The following is a 15,476-nucleotide window of genomic DNA, read 5'->3' on the forward strand; positions in this document are numbered from 1 at the left end:
CACACGAATTAGATAATAACCTGTTTTACCTGCGGCAGTGCCCGGATCTTTTCAATAACGCCCATAGGTAAAGGCTCTTCAACGATAATCACGAGTTTGGGTTCTTCGGAAAATTGCGGGTCGGTAACAAATATCTGCCGTATGGAAAGGAGATGATCCGAGAGGACGCGGACGGCTGCACCGACAATCCCGCGCTCATTTGCATCCTTGGGTAGTACCGTAATTACCGTAAACCCGAGTGATTCTGCCACCTTGCTCAAGTCCGGGGTTGCCCGCATATTGAGGAAGATATCCTTAAGGTGGGGGTGCTCCAGAATGCGACGCGCCGTGGAATCGACAACCCGCCGGTCCGAACCGATCGCTTTTGCAACAGCTGTTGCCGGCACCTCGATACCATTGCAGCTTATTCGCCCGTCTTCGGTCACCCCAAAACCGTTTTCAAAAAGGAACCGTACCACGCGGCTCTGGGAAGGTGAATCGGCAAATTCATGGATGATATCTGACCACATACTCACCACTGGGAAGGACGCATATAAATATACATCTATGCAGATCCGGATTCATCAGCGTACAGGAAATGGATAACGAAAAAAAGTGCAGAACGAAAAAAAACAGGCAGAAACCGTTTCATGTCTTCTCCGACTGAAAAGCCGCAAAACAGGGCGCCGATATAACATAACATTCTTTTAGATTGACAACCTCTTTGTTATGGCACAAAAGCGAGGGTAGCCAAGCCAGGTCAAAGGCGCTAGGTTGAGGGCCTAGTCTCGTAGGAGTTCTTGGGTTCGAATCCCATCCCTCGCATGCGGTTTTAAGTTTTTTTCCGGGTAGCGAAGATGATCGATTCTTAAAAAGAAGTTCTATAAAAGTCATTTTTACCCGGATAAAAAATAGTCACGAACAATACCGGCATTGCTCTTGTCACCACCCCCTGCACCAGCACCTGCATCGCCAGTTACGGATACGGAGTTTCAGTCACCTGCGGCATTCACCAGAAGAGTTGCCACAGAGATTAATCCTGACAGCTGGCGGGCCTATGCAGGCATCGGATATCACTGAGATGATGAAATGATTCGGAGTAAATATGGGATACCGTAGCCCGTATTCCAATGGCATATATTCAATTAAAAAAAATTGCTGAATCCGGGAAATTACCGTTCGATCAGATGAATATGCTCATCGGTTTTTTTCGCCAGATCCCCTTGTCCCTGCAACCGGGCCACATCCGACATCGCCTCGAGCACATGCACGGATTCTTCTAAAAAGGAGAGAATGTCGGCAGGGAATACTTCGATCCCGTACTCATCCTGCAGGAATACCGCAATCTGCCGGTGGTCAAGCCCGTTCTCGCGGAGCTCGATGACTTTTTTTGAAAACTTTTTTTCCGGGCAGCCGCAGAGGGGCGAGTCTTTACAGTTACAGCGAAGAAAATCATTAAAAAAAGCAAGGATCTGGTCTCTCACACCATAATCAAGTGAATCATAATCAAGGCGCGAACAGAGTGCTTCGAGCATGGTGCCGGAAAAAGCAAGCTCAGGAAGGCGATAGCCCGTAAGCCGCTCAATTTTTTTTGCATTCCGGAACCGTGCCCGGTCAGCGATCAATCCTCGTCTCCCGTTGACTCATCGAAGTTCTTTAACGAAGTCATTGCTTCGCCCATCCGTTCGCACTCGATCAGCCATTCATCAAAGAGCGAAGTCGATTCAACATCATCTTTCACATATTTACTGCAACAGGTTGCCCCGTCGATGACCGCAGCACCGATGTTCGATACGGTCTCGAGCGCTTTTTCCATATCCTTCTCAACTTCGGCCTTGCCTTTCTTGACAAGGGTCTTGATGTCCTTGTCAAAGCCACCGGCAAGGTAGAGCCGGCAGGAAGCAAAGAGGGCAAGTTTGGGGAGCTGGAGGATCTGGACAAGTTCGCCAAGTTCACCTTCGGGTGAAGGTGACATCACAATCGCCTCGACCTGCGAGAGCTTGTCAACAGCTTCTTCAAAGCTATATCGCTTGTTCTGGTAGAGCTTGATGATCTTCAAGACCGACACGGTGATGTCGACAGAGAATCCGTCAAGGATCCGGAATCCTTCGGGAAGTTCCTCGCTCTTGGGGTCAGCTTCAAAGCTTGCTTCCTGAAGAGACTTTAACCAGTTGTCCCAGCGTTCCTGGTTGTAAAATATATAAAACAACTTCAGTGGTTCAGCCTCGATTTTCTTAGTCGCCTTTTTCGCCATTTCAGTACACTATTCACTCTCCTGATTAAAGGATTTCGTTGTCTGGATGGTTATCCGGTACGAAAATGGCTGGCTTATCGTACCGGAAAAAGAGACCTGAATAAAAAACGAAAGATTACCGCCAATGGTTATCTCCCTTGAATATCAATAGTTCTGGGAACATGCAAACCGGTGAGCACAACAGTAGTCCAAAACGGTTAGTGATGGCAAGGTACGGTGAGTTGTTTTTAAAAAGCGAGCCGGTGAAACACCATTTTATCGGGCTGCTTTTACGAAACATAGGAAAAGCGCTCACCGCTTCAGGACTACACGGCCATTACGAAACACCCCGGGGACGCATCCTGATCTATGGCGAGGAGCCGGAAAAGATTGCCGACATCGTATCCCGCATTTTTGGAATCGTTGATGTAAGTATCTGCACCAGGACCGGCGGAGATCTCGAGGATCTCTGTGCAGCGGCAGTCACCCTCGCAAAAGGACACCTCTCATCGGGAATGGGTTTTGCCGTCCGGGCAAAACGCCAGCAGAAGACCGGGCTCGACAGCCAGGTGCTGGGTGCGCGGATCGGTTCTGCGATCTATGAAGAGATCCCCGGCCTGCACGTTGATCTCGATCATCCTGACTACGAGGTTTTTGTCGAAGTCCGGGATTTTGGCGGACTTGTGTACGATTCCCGGATCACCGCACCCGGTGGATTGCCCGGGGGAACGCAGGGACGGGCGCTGGTCCTGCTCTCCTCGGGCATTGACTCACCGGTGGCATCGTGGCTTGCCATGAAACGCGGGTGCGATATCACCCACCTGCATCTTGACGGCGGGCGCTGGGCAGGGTGTGATGTGAAGGCCGCGGCAATCGATAACCACCGGCGACTCTCGCGCTGGTGTGCCGGCAATCCGCTTATGATGGTGATTGCCAACAGCGAACCCCTGTATGACCGTATGCAGGAACTCCGGATACCGCCACGCTACCGGTGCGTGATCTGCAAGCGGTTTATGCTACAGGTTGCATCCCGCCTTATGCAGCACGAGGGTGCACTCGCGGTTGTCACCGGGGAAAACCTCGGGCAGGTCGCATCCCAGACGCTTCCCAACCTTTCCGTCATCTCAGAGGGGACAACGGTGCCGGTGCTTCGCCCCCTTATCACGTACGACAAGGAAGAGACCATCACCCTTGCCCGCCGCATAGGCACGTTTGACATGCATCCCGGTGATCTTGCGTGCCGGGCCGTACCCAAAATGCCGGCTACTGCGGCTGTTCTGGAAGCCATACTTGAGTGCGAACAGAAGATGGATATCGCAGCTATTGTCGATCACGCGTGTTCTGAACTGGAGTATGTGACTGCGCTGAACAGCGAGATCGTTCCGGGAAACTAAAATCCCGCCGGATGTTACCTAAGATTTTTTTTTAGAGACGCCGTTTCCGGTAACGTTACATATGCAGGGAAAAACCCGTGCAGGTTATATTGCACCCCATGAATCCGGTGAGCTGGCTGAACATTGTGATTATGCAAATGTTCTTCTAAAATCCTGTGCAGTCTGCCCGCGCCGGTACCGGGTTGAATTGATAAAAAATGAGAAGAGGTATTGCCGACCCGGACTTCTCCGGTTAAACGTACGTCAACATCATGGTCCAGTATCTCCCTGCGTGGCGTGCATGCGGTCCGGGAACCGGATCATTACTCATTTCCCTAAACCGGAGGATCACGCCCGATGAGGGCAGGTTTGCCATTCGCTGCGCTTGTAACTCCGGACTCCACCGGGGATTTAAAAAAAAATCAGAGAAGTTTCTCGACATGCCGGATAACGGTTTTTAACGCTTTGACCCGGGCATACCATTTCTCATCAGACTCGATGACAACCCAGGGAGCATACGGAGTGTTCGTCCGGGCCAGCATCTCCTCAACAGCACTATCGTATAACTCCCATTTCTCCCGGTTTCTCCAGTCCTCATCAGTGATCTTGTACTGCTTGAGCGGATCTTCTTCCCGCTGTTTGAACCGTTTGAGCTGTTCGTCCTTGTCGATTTCGAGCCAGAATTTCAGTATCCCCCCGCCACTGCTCTCAACATAATCCTGCTCCATTTCATTGATTTCCTGGTATGCCCGCTGCCATTCATTTTCCGAACAGAACCCTTCTACCCGTTCGACCATGACCCTGCCATACCAGCTGCGGTCATAAATTGCAACATGACCGGCAATGGGGAAATATTTTACAAACCTTCTCAGGTAGTGATATTGTTTTTCATCCTCATTGGGTGCTGCAATGGGGATCACATCATATCCCAATGGATTCATGAGCCGGGCTACCCGCGTGATATTGCCGCCTTTTCCGGCAGCATCCCAGCCCTCATAAACGATAATGAACGGGATCTTTCGCTTGAAGAGAAGGGAATGAAGTTCCAGCATCTCTATCTGGAGATCTTTGAGTTTTTCCTGACAGTCTTCCTTTGAATAGGATGATTTGGATGAGGAACTTCGCTGAACCGGCACTTTTGGGGGTTTTTGGATACTTTTGCTCTTTCCTTTTTTTGATTGTCCTTCCTGGGCTTCCAGGATTCTTTTTTCCAGCGTTTTTATAAGCGAAGTGTAGATTTTCAGAATGGTGTATTTCCGGTCAGTTGATTCAATGACGTGCCAGGGGGCAGAACCGGTATCGGTATTTTCTATGAATTCATCGATGACGGGCAGGTATATATCATAATGGTGATGGAAATCCCAGATGCGGGGAGTGACAAGCCATGCGGTCAGCGGGTTTCGCTCCCGCTCAAGCAGGCGCATCTTCTGTTCTTCCTTGCTGATGTGTAAAAAATATTTGAGGACCACCGCACCATTATCGGCAAGCTGGCGCTCGAAATTATTGATAGAATTGATCTTGTCTTTCATTGTTTTTTTCCAGCCAATGCTGGAGAGTTTCTCAGCAAGAGCCCGGCTGTACCAGCTGCGGGCAAAAATTGCTATCCTCCCGTTTGAGGGAGTCCGCAGCCAGAATCTCCACATGAATGGCCGGGCCCGTTCCTCATCGGTGGGATTGTCAATGGCATGCAGGTTGAAACCACGGGGATCTAATGACTGGATGATCTCAGCAGTGGACATGGAGATGCCCGCCGCATTCCACCCTTCGATCACGACAATAACCGGGATATTCAGGTCGCGAAGTGTCCTCTGGAGGATTCCCAGTCGCTCTTTTAAAGGACCTATTGATTTTTCAAAGGATTCATCATCGATTGTCTTGGTCAGGTCCAGCTTTTCAAACACCCATATCAGCTCCCGCAGATGTACTCCAGGGTTTGGAATAATTACATCGAATCGTAGGGTACCCACAGTTAATATAACTACCAGTGAATCCGTGAAGGATTTCCGCAATTCGCATAACTTACCGGAAATTGAGAAAAATATCAAATAAATTTAAATAAGCAAGAACGCATTTGCCTTCCATTTATGTAGTACCGTGTTGAATGAAGATCTGGATTTGATTCATTATCTCATACCTCACAGCCGGAATAATAATCGGCAAGGTGCGGGAAAGAAATCAGACCGGTCAAAATGGACGTGGATGAATGGTTACTGACAGTGGGTCCACTATTGCCTGGCTTATCACCGCATCAGCGCTCGTAATGCTGATGACCCCCGGTGTAGGTTTTTTCTACGGCGGGCTTGTGCGGAAGAAGAATTTTATCTCGATGATCACCCTCTCCTTTGTTGCATTTGCTCTGGTGAGTCTCCAATGGATTTTTATCGGGTATACCCTGTCCTTCGGGCAGGATATTGGCGGAGTAATTGGCAACCTGGGAATGCTCGGGTTGAACGGAGTAAGTATGAATTCTGGAGACGCCGGGTATCCCCCGCTGCTCTTTATGCTCTTCCAGATGACCTTTGCGGCAGTCACTGTGGCAATCGTCACATCGGGTCTGGCCGAAAGGGTGAAACTGAGTTCATTCATTCTCTTCTCGCTGCTCTGGACAACACTGGTGTATGACCCCATCGCCCACTGGGTTTGGGGCGGGGGCTGGCTGGCTGCGATCGGAGCCATAGATTTTGCCGGAGGAATGGTCGTCCATATCAGTGCCGGATTTGCCGCACTTGCCATTGCTGTTGTCATAGGGAAGCGTGCGGGTTACGGGCAATATACCATGGAACCGCACAATATCCCGATGACGCTGCTGGGGGCTGCCCTGCTCTGGTTCGGCTGGTTCGGTTTTAATGGGGGAAGTGCCCTTGCCGCAAACGGTATGGCGGTGAATGCGATTGTCGTGACCAATACTGCCGCTGCTGCAGGCGCATTGTCCTGGATGGCGATCAGCTGGTACTATGGCAAGCCGAGCTCCCTGGGAATGATTACCGGTGCAGTGGCGGGCCTGGGTACGATTACCCCCGCTGCCGGCTATGTAACACCCTTAACCGCAGTCCTTATCGGGGCCATTGCCGGTATAGTCTGTTACAAGGCAATGCTCTGGAGAATAAAGAGTGGGATGGATGAGAGCCTTGATGCATGGGCGGTGCATGGGGTCGGGGGATTCATGGGCACGATCTTTGCCGGGATTTTTGCCACGACGGCGGTCTGCAGTTATTCCGGGCTGCTTGAAGGCAATGTCCACCAGTTCACGGCAAATGTGATCGGGGCGGTTGTTGTTACCATATATGCGTTTGTCGTGACCAGTGTGATCGCAATTGCCATTGACAGGACGGTAGGACTCCGGGTAAGCGAGGAAGAAGAATATGTCGGGCTGGATCTCTCGCAGCATGGGGAATGCTGCCGGTGAGATCATCTTTTTTAGGCACTGTTGAAACAGGTATGAACTCATCGGGTTCCTACCATAATCATAAAATTTTTTGATATTGCGAGGGGTCCCCGCTGCAGGGCTTCCCCGGTATCATCCTGACCGGCTAAAAAGAAAAATTTGTTTTTACGAGCCGGATTATTCCTTCACCGAAAGCCCGTTCTCTCTTCCAATTTCTGCAAAAACTTCCGCGAGATACAGTGCCTGATTCTTTGTCATGCCGTACGTATTGAACTTCCAGACTTTTGTTGCACCGGGAATCACTCCCGTCACGCCTTTTTCCTCAAGTGCCGTTGAAAAGTAGTAACCCCGTTTTTTATGGGTTTCTGCCACTTTGTCAAAGGAGCCGATCGTATCTGCCCGGGTCAGCGTGTGTTTGCGCGGCATTTCAGAGAGGATCTTTGTTCCGTCAACTGCAAGAAGCCCATCCACGACAATCCGGTTGTTCTCCAGTTCACGGTCAAAGTGCTTTACCCGTTCTTTCACATGAGGAAATGATGCCATCATCCCAATAAGGGTGACACCCATAAGCGTGCATCCCATCATCTCCGGCTCCTTGATACCGAATTTCCGCTGGGTCACATCACCGGTAATGGCAGTGGTGCGGAAGACTTCTTCCGCCCGTTCCGCGGTTGTCGCAAGGATCCCGGACGGTGCAGGAGCTGCCATACTCTTATGCCCGGAACCGACCACAAAATCCGCTCCAAGATCCTTTCCGTTCACCGGCATGATGCCAACGGTGTAGGCACCATTATAGAGCACGGGTATATCGTACTGGTGGCAGACCTTTGCGATTGCCTTTACGTCATGCAGGTTACCGTACTGGTAATCCACGTGATCGATGAAGGCAAGGACAGGCGTCCTGCCGTGCTGTTTTTTTATTTCTTCGATCTTTAAGGCCGCAGCATCGGGTGTGATAATATGCTGGTCGTTTGCAGGAATTTCATAGCCAATACCCCAGGACCCTTCAACCGCAAGGAACTCAGTATAGTGCGAGAGCGCAGTGAGCAGAACCGGATCTCCTTTCTGGACATAGGTATGGGCAACAGCCTGGAATCCCCGCCGGGCGCCTGGCACGGTGCGGACCGCATCCATGTTCAGCCAGGCAGCAACATCCTGATGGAAATCTGCAATCGGGGGTTTGCTGATATAATCGAGCCGGTTGGGCTTGCGGCAGTTATCGCAGACCGAATACCCGTCACCGTACGCGATCACGGCTTTCATGGCATCGCCCGTGAGCCTTCCCCCGACCTGTATCGGATCGATATTGATGGCAAGTTCATCTACCTGTCTCGCCTCGATACCATTCGCACACCTCATTTCAACATCTCCAGTTTCAATGAGCCGACCTGCCGTTCGAGATTTTCCAGCAATCGTTCTGCCTGCGCCCGCTGTTTTTCATCCAGTTCGTGCTGCGGTGCGGTCTCGCGGAGGATGACCCGGAGATCGGTAAGAGTATAGAGTGCCTGGAATGTCATGTCAACTGCCCGTTTTGACAATGGAATCACCTTACTAGTATTGGACTGTTATGAAATAAGTAACCGCTTTTTTTTATGCCGGAACACTGGGTATATCGTATCCTGCACGATATATGGGTAGGAAGGCGTTACCGTTGGCGTTTACCTGTCAGCAGTGCGGGGAGTGCTGCAGCTCCATGGGCGAGATCATTGAACTAATAGAAGAGTTCGAGCCCTTTTCGTTCCGGATCAGGTTTTCCGTTACCGGAGAAGAACGGATCGTATCGGTAGATCCTGAAAAACGGGAATTGTTCCGTTTTCAGGACATCCGATCGCAGCGGCCCATGGCATGCCCGTTCCTGCGGGAGACCGATTCCAAAAAATGCGTCTGTTCTGTCCACACGTCACGTCCCGACCTCTGCCGCCAGTATGCCTGCTATCGCATCCTGGTACTGGACACGCAGGAAAGAAAGATAGGGAAGGTGGCAGCGGCCTCACGATATTTTTCTTCAACAAACGACAAGCTTCGCACACTCTGGAACAGGGAGATTGCCGGAGTTGCGATACCGGACGAAACCTGCTGGGAAGAGCATGTGGAACAGGTACTTTGCCCGGCAGGATACCGGGTTGTGCGGTGATTGGCGTACAGAATCCTCATCTTATCTGCTGACATGATATTTGGCACCGGATCTCGTGGTCCATCACACATCAATGCTCATACGGGCAACCCGTATGCGGGTAACGGCTGACCGGGGTCACTCTGACCGGAACTTCACCTGTACAAAAACAAGAAGATTTCTTTATGTATTTACACGGGTAATGCTGGATACGAAGACCAATGATAAGTTTTTCTTATTTTTGCAAACATCTTGCTGGCACCCAGCCGACAAAAGGAAATGAATCCGGAATTCCAACCTGTGCAAAAAAACATGAAACCGGTGATTACTGCACCCCGGATTCTGCAGAAAAATCTGTAGAAGCAAAAACCTTGTGCCGCGATGCAGATTTTATAAAAATACCCGTTATGGGAAAAAAGAGATCGTGATGAAGGAAATCTGATAAAAAATCTATATTTTACCGGTAAGAAATCTTACGGGGCACCATCACAGCAAAAGCAGTTTTCTTAACAGTTATCATCTCCCATGATCAACTGGTAAGATGTGATCCGGCTCAGGTAATCCGGGCCGGGAGGTAGGAGTGGAATTTAAAAATAAGGTATTAATTATTGGTTATGGGGCAGTGTCCAAGTGCACACTCCCCATCCTGCTCCGGCATGTAAACATACCACTTGAAAATATTACCATTATCGATTTTAAAGATATGGCGCCGGATCTCAAGGCGTGGATAACCGGGGGTCTCCGGTTTTTCAAGAGAAAGGTCACAAGGGACAATCTTGACCAGACACTCTCGGAATTTCTTGCCGATGGGGGCCTCCTGATTGACCTTGCATGGAACATTGACTGCTGCGAACTGGTGCAGTGGTGCCATGACCATAACGTCATGTACGTAAATACATCGGTTGAAGCCTGGGATCCGGAAGCGGAGAAATTCACTGCCGGCCCATATGAAAAGACCCTGTATTTCCGGCAGATGAAACTCCATGAACTCACGAAAGACTGGCATGACGGTGCAACCTGCGTGGTGGATCACGGTGCAAATCCCGGCCTTATCTCTCATTTCGCACGGCAGGGACTCTGCGATATTGCGCGCAGGATGATTGCAGATGACATTGCCCCGGATCCGGAACTGATGAAGAACCTGATCCTTGAGCAGAATTTCGCCGGTCTTGCCATGGAAACCGGTGTAAAAGTCATCCACTGTTCGGAGAGAGATACCCAGATCTCCCGCTCACCCAAGATTGTCGATGAATTTGTCGGAACATGGTGTATTGAAGGACTCCGGGAAGAAGGGACCGCCCCGGCAGAGATTGGGTGGGGCACTCATGAAAAAGAGCTGCCGGATAAAGCCATTATCCCTCCGGTTGGCCCCAAAAACGAGATCCTGCTGACAAAGATGGGGATCAATACCTGGGTGCGCTCATGGCTTCCTCACCACGAGATTGTGGGAATGGTCATACGGCATGGCGAAGCATTCGGCATATCCGATCGCTGGACCGTATGGAAAGACGGCACCGCAATTTACCGGCCTACTGTGCATTATGCGTACCTGCCCTGTGATGCAACCGTTGCATCAATCCATGAGCTGCGGGGGAGAAATTACGAGCTGCAACCAAAACTCCGGATCTTAAATGACCGGGAGATTATCAGCGGATCGGATACTTTAGGCGCGCTCCTTATGGGCCACCCCTATAACTCCTGGTGGACGGGAAGTATTCTCTCTATCGAGGAAGCAAAAACCCTCGCCCCCGGCCAGAACGCGACTACGGTACAGGTCGGTCTCGGCGTGGTCACCGCGATCATGTGGATGATTGAAAATCCCAAGCGTGGGTTCTGCCTGCCCGATGACCTGCCCCATGAATTTGTACTGGATATTGCAAGGCCGTATCTTGGCGAATTTTACTCGTGCGCTTCAGACTGGACTCCGTTGAAAAACAGGGCGGTCTATTTCAAGGAGAATCCGGAGAATGACTATGACCGGGAAGATGTCTGGCAATTCAAAAACTTCTTATTTGTGCAATGAATGAATCATGTAATGACAAAAATCGCAGTCGACGCAAAGAAGAAGAGAAAAAAGAAAGGGACTGATGACGGGGTCCATCATATCAGCGAAGCCCGGAAAGAACTGTTGCAGGACCTTACCCGGGAACATGGCACCCCCATCTTTGTCATTGATCATGAAAAACTCCGGGATAATTACCGGGAATTCCGGGAAAACCTGCCCAAAGTTCAGGTATATTTTGCGGTAAAAGCGAATTCCAACCCGGAGATTGTCAGGACATTGTATGACATGGGCAGCAGCTTCGATGTTGCCTCCATGCCGGAGTTCATGATCGTTTACGAGAATATCCGGAAAATGCCTGCCAGGGAACGGCAGGACTGGATCTGGGACAAAATAATCTATGCAAATACGATCAAGCCGATAGAAACGTTAGAAGCACTGGATAAATACAACCCGTTAGTCACGTTCGACAATATTGAAGAGCTAAAAAAACTCCGCAAGCATGCACCCCATGCAGGGCTTATACTCAGGATACGGGTGCCCAATACCGGTTCTCTGGTTGAACTCTCCTCAAAGTTCGGCGCCCACCCGGGCGAGGCCGTGGACCTGATCGTTGCCGCCTTTGATATGGGACTTGTTGTGGAAGGCCTCAGCTTCCACGTGGGCAGCCAGTGCACCAATTTCGAAAACTATGTCCAGGCCCTGCAACTCTCCGCAGATATCATCAGTGAAGTAGAGACACGGACCGGACAGAAACTCCGGATTCTTGATATCGGCGGGGGCTTTCCCGTAAAGTATTATCCCGAGGTAAAATCGTTTAAGATACTTGCAAAACAACTGACTGCCGAGATCAAACGACTGTTCCCCAAGGATATGCAGATCCTTGCAGAACCCGGCCGTTTCCTGGTTGCCAATGCCTGCGAAGTTGTTGCAAAGGTTGTCGGCAAGGCCTTCCGCGACGGGAAACCCTGTTATTACATCAACGACGGGGTTTACCACACGTATTCCGGCCAGGTCTTTGACCACAGTACGTACCCCGTCCTGTCTTTCAAGGAAGGAGAGACGCACATCTCCGCTGTTTTCGGTCCAACCTGTGATGCCTTTGATACCATCACGCTTTCCGCGGAACTGCCGGATCTCGAGATCGGCGACCTGGTATATTCAGAAAATATCGGGGCCTACTCCCATGCCTCCTCAACCTACTTCAACGGGTTTCCACCGGCAAAGGTCGTGCATATCAACAAGTGAGCGTTTCCGGGTAAAACTTCCGGAAATCTTTTTTTACGGCGAATTATTCCGGCAGGCCGGGCAGTTCAGGGCATAGTCACGGATACCCTCGTTCCATGGCGTAAACCCAATGCAGACTTTTGGTTTGGTGTCATGAATTTTACAGTAAACCTTTCCATCTTCCGCCCGCCAGAAAAACGGACAATAAGTCAATGACCGGCCATCTGGATCAGTCCAGTAATCTATGCGGACAATACGGGAAAGATCTTCTTCGGAAATATTCTTCCCGGTGCATCGTTTCCGGTCGGTAAACCGGATCAGAACATGCTGCAGGATATCCCGGCGATCTGCCCGTATCCAGGGGATGAGATCTTCGATCATTCCTTTCTGCCCCCAGCCCCACTTCTCACAGCACCTGCCGCATTGCTGACAATCCTGAACGGGAGTCATGTAAAATCACACCGGAGAACAGTTGGCTGAAAGATACGTAAAGGCGTTTTTACTAAAAAAATTCGCGTTACGATGTTGATTATGCGGGAGAAGGGAAATAGGTAGTACCGGCTTTAAAAAAAACCGGTTTTTACGCGGACCTGACATCTTTTGAATTGCAGGACGGACAGGAAGGACGTGTTGTACCATCCCATGAGAATTCCTCTCCGCACTCATTACAGCAGCAGTCAGGGCACCCGGGATCCAGAACATAAATTGCAAACGGTTCACCCTGCATATTCTTCCTCTTCTTTGAATAGTATTAGAAGGCGATTGGGAAAATAAAGCTTGTGAAATAATTATACGGGAGATGAATACTTTTTTAAAATGGCATACAAAAAAATGGAAACCGGGTAATGAAGCCTGGTTGAAATCATCATTTTCCCGATGCTTACTATTCTCTTCTGCAACCAAAGGTGACCCTCTCCCCAAGACAGGGGGCAACTCAAGGCGATCATTCTTCTGACCCCCATATCTTCAGGTTTTTCATCAGCACCCTGAACGTTAACAAGAATGCGGGAATGGGTTGTTACTTTCCCGGGCGTTTAAAAATACCGAGAATTGCAGAAATAATTCCTGACAGGAAACCCCCCTGCGAGGAAGTTTCAGGTACATCTCCTTTGGGTGCGGTTCCTTTGTCCCCAGAGGAACTGCCTTTGTTCGGGCCCCTCCGTAAGGATGTGTCTGTTCCGGAACCGAAAGGGCGGGGTGTGGATGCACCGGGTGAACCGGGATTATTGTCAATAGTCCTCGCACTCAGGGAACGGGGCACCGGAACAGCAGGCTGTTTTGGTTCAGCAACAGGGAGTGTTTTTTCAGGGGAGGAAACTTCGTCTTCACGTCCGGAGGTTCCGGTCAGTGATTGCTCATGGGGCAGAGAAGGGGATGGTGGTATTTCAGAATCCTCTTCCGAAAGAGAGATGCCAGAGAACACGGGGCCTGATGGGGATTTGTCGTTGGGGGATTCTTCCGGTACCGTTATCTCCGGTTCTTCCCGGGGAAAATCTCCCGGGCCGCTGTCATGAATTAGAGAAACGGGTTTGGTAGTCTCAGGAATTGCTTCCGCATCCGGCAGAATATTTTCCGGGGGGGGGACCTCATGAACAGTCACGATTTCCGGGATCTTCACTTCCGGTACAGGGTCATCAGCAGCGGATAGTATCAATCCGGCATCAGAAATGCCGGGCGAATCCGAAGAGACATGCGGAGCAGCTGTACCTGATTCACCATCAGGAGGCAGGCTTTTTTCTTTACCATCAGGTGTTGCTGGTGCCGAACCGTTGCTGGTTTTCATTTCAGAATCCTTTGCAACGGACTCCTGGATCTCGCTGTACAGCTTAGCCTCCAGAAGATGTTCCTGTTCTATCCTTGCCTCAATCGCCGTGATAACGTTTTCAAGATCCGCACGGGCCTTCGTATCCTCATCACGAATCAGGGAGAGCTGGACTTTCATATTCTGGAGAAGGCTGACATCCACTTCCTGGCTTGTCATCAGCGAAGTATATTCATCGATCCGGTCCTGCCCGATTCCCGCAGCACACCATGATTCTACACATTCGCGGTTGGCTTTCTGGCGTGCGAGGACTTTTTCTATCGCTTCGATAAGCTTTTTCGGAGTTACCGGTTTTGTGACAAAATCATCGATACTGATCCGGTGCTCTTCTGCTTCCTCAGCACTGATCTTTTTTGCAGAGAACATCAGGACCGGGATATGCCGGGTAGCAGGGTTTTCCTTGATTCGTGCCAGCGTTTCCCACCCGTCCATGGGTTCCATCATGATATCGAGGATAATGATTGACGGCTTTTCCTTTTTGAGGATGTCAAGGCACTGCTGCCCGCCATATACAGCAAGGGGGTTATACTTTTTTTTCAGGATGGAAACGAGCCCGTCAACAATGAACGAACTGTCATCTACGATAAGAATGGTATCAGTCAGGGAAACCAGCCCCCGTTGCTTTTTTTCCGCTTGTTCTGTTGCATGGTATGTTTCAGACAGGAATTTTTCAAATGTCCGGGTATTTCCCGTGAATCATCACTTGCACAAATATCCATAATTTGCAGTGAGTGTATGCTCAGTACACATATGCTAAATTTGCTGATAAAATACGATGATGAAATGGTTTTCATGGTAACTCAACAGATACCGGCAAAATCAATACGTACCGGAAAAATATACCGGCAGACAAACAAAAGAAGTGCAGCGATTTATCCGGAAACGGGCATTTCATTAGCCAAAATTTCATCTGGCGATAAAATTGCCCTGATTGGGATTGGAGACCAAATATATAATTAACTGAAACGACATGATAGGTGTTGGTGAAAACCATGTCAGATGATAATTCAGACAAAAGGGAAACGGTTGGCGTTGCAAGTGCGGGCAGGTATAAGATCCAGACCGCAGAAGCACTCGAAGAAGCGGCCCGCAGACTGCGGAATGCTGAGGCCCCGGTAAATGAAGAGGATGTCCGACAGATCCTTAATGAAGTCGAATCCCGGGTAAGCCAGTTTAAAACCGAAGTTGGCGAAGGGTACGAAAGAGTTGAAGCGGATTACCACAAAAAGGTCAAGCCTGTGGAGCATATCATCATCGAACATCCCATTCCCGCAGTCCTTATCGCAGCCGGCATCGGGGTTCTTATCGGTATGTTGATCTTCAAATCCCGCGACTAAAAACG

Annotated in this window: 17 protein-coding genes and 1 tRNA gene; 10 read left to right on the plus strand and 8 right to left on the minus strand. The window is 50.0% G+C overall.

Annotation, left to right across the window (positions count from 1 at the left end):
- Positions 1–8 precede the first annotated feature (8 nt).
- Complete coding sequence (locus tag CVV30_05725; protein ID PKL70978.1) at positions 9–509, minus strand: regulator of amino acid metabolism, contains ACT domain protein; 501 nt, start codon at positions 507–509, stop codon at positions 9–11.
- 210 nt (positions 510–719) lie between these two features.
- Between CVV30_05725 and CVV30_05730 the strand changes: the two genes are divergently transcribed.
- Positions 720–804 (plus strand) — tRNA-Leu (locus CVV30_05730).
- A 347-nt stretch (positions 805–1,151) separates the two neighbouring features.
- Here the strand turns inward: CVV30_05730 and CVV30_05735 are convergent.
- The gene (locus tag CVV30_05735; protein ID PKL70842.1) at positions 1,152–1,604 is read right to left on the minus strand and encodes an RNA helicase; all 453 of its coding nucleotides are present in this window, start codon (positions 1,602–1,604) and stop codon (positions 1,152–1,154) included.
- Entirely contained in the window at positions 1,601–2,233 is a 633-nt protein-coding gene (locus tag CVV30_05740) for a DUF2150 domain-containing protein (protein PKL70843.1), read from the minus strand. Before CVV30_05740 ends, CVV30_05735 begins: the two co-directional genes overlap by 4 nt.
- 161 nt (positions 2,234–2,394) lie before the next feature.
- Between CVV30_05740 and thiI the strand changes: the two genes are divergently transcribed.
- Together thiI and CVV30_05750 are read left to right on the plus strand one after the other, a co-directional pair.
- Positions 2,395–3,606, plus strand: coding sequence for a tRNA 4-thiouridine(8) synthase ThiI (gene thiI / locus CVV30_05745; protein PKL70844.1), 1,212 nt, complete (start codon positions 2,395–2,397; stop codon positions 3,604–3,606).
- 61 nt (positions 3,607–3,667) lie between these two features.
- A complete protein-coding gene (locus CVV30_05750; protein PKL70845.1) occupies positions 3,668–3,946 on the plus strand; it encodes a hypothetical protein in 279 nt (92 codons plus the stop codon).
- Positions 3,947–4,007: 61 nt separating this feature from the next.
- On the opposite strand, the gene pap is transcribed toward CVV30_05750, so the two are convergent.
- Positions 4,008–5,486: a polyphosphate:AMP phosphotransferase gene (gene pap, locus CVV30_05755; protein PKL70846.1), complete on the minus strand. Its 1,479-nt coding sequence runs from the start codon at positions 5,484–5,486 to the stop codon at positions 4,008–4,010.
- A gap of 302 nt (positions 5,487–5,788) precedes the next feature.
- Between pap and CVV30_05760 the strand changes: the two genes are divergently transcribed.
- The gene (locus tag CVV30_05760) at positions 5,789–6,991 is read left to right on the plus strand and encodes an ammonium transporter (protein ID PKL70847.1); all 1,203 of its coding nucleotides are present in this window, start codon (positions 5,789–5,791) and stop codon (positions 6,989–6,991) included.
- Positions 6,992–7,147: 156 nt separating this feature from the next.
- Here the strand turns inward: CVV30_05760 and pscS are convergent, their stop codons facing one another.
- Positions 7,148–8,329: an O-phospho-L-seryl-tRNA:Cys-tRNA synthase gene (pscS, locus tag CVV30_05765; GenBank protein PKL70848.1), complete on the minus strand. Its 1,182-nt coding sequence runs from the start codon at positions 8,327–8,329 to the stop codon at positions 7,148–7,150.
- Positions 8,326–8,508 (minus strand): hypothetical protein, encoded by a 183-nt coding sequence (locus CVV30_05770; GenBank protein PKL70849.1) that lies wholly within the window; start codon positions 8,506–8,508, stop codon positions 8,326–8,328. Before CVV30_05770 ends, pscS begins: the two co-directional genes overlap by 4 nt.
- 113 nt (positions 8,509–8,621) lie before the next feature.
- Here CVV30_05770 and CVV30_05775 point away from each other — a divergent pair, with 113 nt between their 5' ends.
- The 4 genes from CVV30_05775 to CVV30_05790 all read left to right on the plus strand — a co-directional run bounded on the left by CVV30_05775 (position 8,622) and on the right by CVV30_05790 (position 12,333).
- On the plus strand, positions 8,622–9,104 hold the full coding sequence (locus CVV30_05775; GenBank protein ID PKL70979.1) for a zinc/iron-chelating domain-containing protein: 483 nt from the start codon (positions 8,622–8,624) through the stop codon (positions 9,102–9,104).
- 200 nt (positions 9,105–9,304) lie between these two features.
- On the plus strand, positions 9,305–9,511 hold the full coding sequence (locus tag CVV30_05780) for a hypothetical protein (protein PKL70850.1): 207 nt from the start codon (positions 9,305–9,307) through the stop codon (positions 9,509–9,511).
- A gap of 152 nt (positions 9,512–9,663) precedes the next feature.
- On the plus strand, positions 9,664–11,106 hold the full coding sequence (locus CVV30_05785; protein ID PKL70851.1) for a homospermidine synthase: 1,443 nt from the start codon (positions 9,664–9,666) through the stop codon (positions 11,104–11,106).
- A gap of 12 nt (positions 11,107–11,118) precedes the next feature.
- The gene (locus tag CVV30_05790) at positions 11,119–12,333 is read left to right on the plus strand and encodes a type III PLP-dependent enzyme (protein PKL70852.1); all 1,215 of its coding nucleotides are present in this window, start codon (positions 11,119–11,121) and stop codon (positions 12,331–12,333) included.
- Positions 12,334–12,366: 33 nt separating this feature from the next.
- Here CVV30_05790 and CVV30_05795 read toward each other — a convergent pair whose 3' ends face one another.
- Positions 12,367–12,693: a hypothetical protein gene (locus CVV30_05795; protein PKL70853.1), complete on the minus strand. Its 327-nt coding sequence runs from the start codon at positions 12,691–12,693 to the stop codon at positions 12,367–12,369.
- A 637-nt stretch (positions 12,694–13,330) separates the two neighbouring features.
- The gene (locus CVV30_05800; protein ID PKL70854.1) at positions 13,331–14,737 is read right to left on the minus strand and encodes a hypothetical protein; all 1,407 of its coding nucleotides are present in this window, start codon (positions 14,735–14,737) and stop codon (positions 13,331–13,333) included.
- A 132-nt stretch (positions 14,738–14,869) separates the two neighbouring features.
- Here CVV30_05800 and CVV30_05805 point away from each other — a divergent pair, with 132 nt between their 5' ends.
- Both CVV30_05805 and CVV30_05810 read left to right on the plus strand, forming a co-directional pair.
- A complete protein-coding gene (locus CVV30_05805; protein ID PKL70855.1) occupies positions 14,870–15,094 on the plus strand; it encodes a hypothetical protein in 225 nt (74 codons plus the stop codon).
- A 32-nt stretch (positions 15,095–15,126) separates the two neighbouring features.
- Entirely contained in the window at positions 15,127–15,471 is a 345-nt protein-coding gene (locus CVV30_05810; protein ID PKL70856.1) for a hypothetical protein, read from the plus strand.
- The last annotated feature ends 5 nt before the right edge of the window (positions 15,472–15,476 follow it).

Source organism: Methanomicrobiales archaeon HGW-Methanomicrobiales-1, from assembly GCA_002839675.1.
Taxonomy (GTDB): domain Archaea; phylum Halobacteriota; class Methanomicrobia; order Methanomicrobiales; family Methanospirillaceae; genus Methanoregula.

Bases quoted from the DNA above. Each gene is read 5' to 3' on its own strand.
- CVV30_05725 (PKL70978.1), bottom strand. From the start codon at position 509: ATGTGGTCAGATATCATCCATGAATTTGCCGATTCACCTTCCCAGAGC.
- CVV30_05760 (PKL70847.1), top strand. From the start codon at position 5,789: ATGGTTACTGACAGTGGGTCCACTATTGCCTGGCTTATCACCGCATCA.
- CVV30_05810 (PKL70856.1), top strand. From the start codon at position 15,127: ATGTCAGATGATAATTCAGACAAAAGGGAAACGGTTGGCGTTGCAAGT.
- CVV30_05750 (PKL70845.1), top strand. From the start codon at position 3,668: ATGCAGGGAAAAACCCGTGCAGGTTATATTGCACCCCATGAATCCGGT.
- CVV30_05795 (PKL70853.1), bottom strand. From the start codon at position 12,693: ATGATCGAAGATCTCATCCCCTGGATACGGGCAGATCGCCGGGATATC.
- thiI (PKL70844.1), top strand. From the start codon at position 2,395: ATGCAAACCGGTGAGCACAACAGTAGTCCAAAACGGTTAGTGATGGCA.
- CVV30_05780 (PKL70850.1), top strand. From the start codon at position 9,305: ATGATAAGTTTTTCTTATTTTTGCAAACATCTTGCTGGCACCCAGCCG.
- CVV30_05805 (PKL70855.1), top strand. From the start codon at position 14,870: ATGCTCAGTACACATATGCTAAATTTGCTGATAAAATACGATGATGAA.
- pscS (PKL70848.1), bottom strand. From the start codon at position 8,329: ATGAGGTGTGCGAATGGTATCGAGGCGAGACAGGTAGATGAACTTGCC.
- CVV30_05790 (PKL70852.1), top strand. From the start codon at position 11,119: ATGACAAAAATCGCAGTCGACGCAAAGAAGAAGAGAAAAAAGAAAGGG.
- CVV30_05740 (PKL70843.1), bottom strand. From the start codon at position 2,233: ATGGCGAAAAAGGCGACTAAGAAAATCGAGGCTGAACCACTGAAGTTG.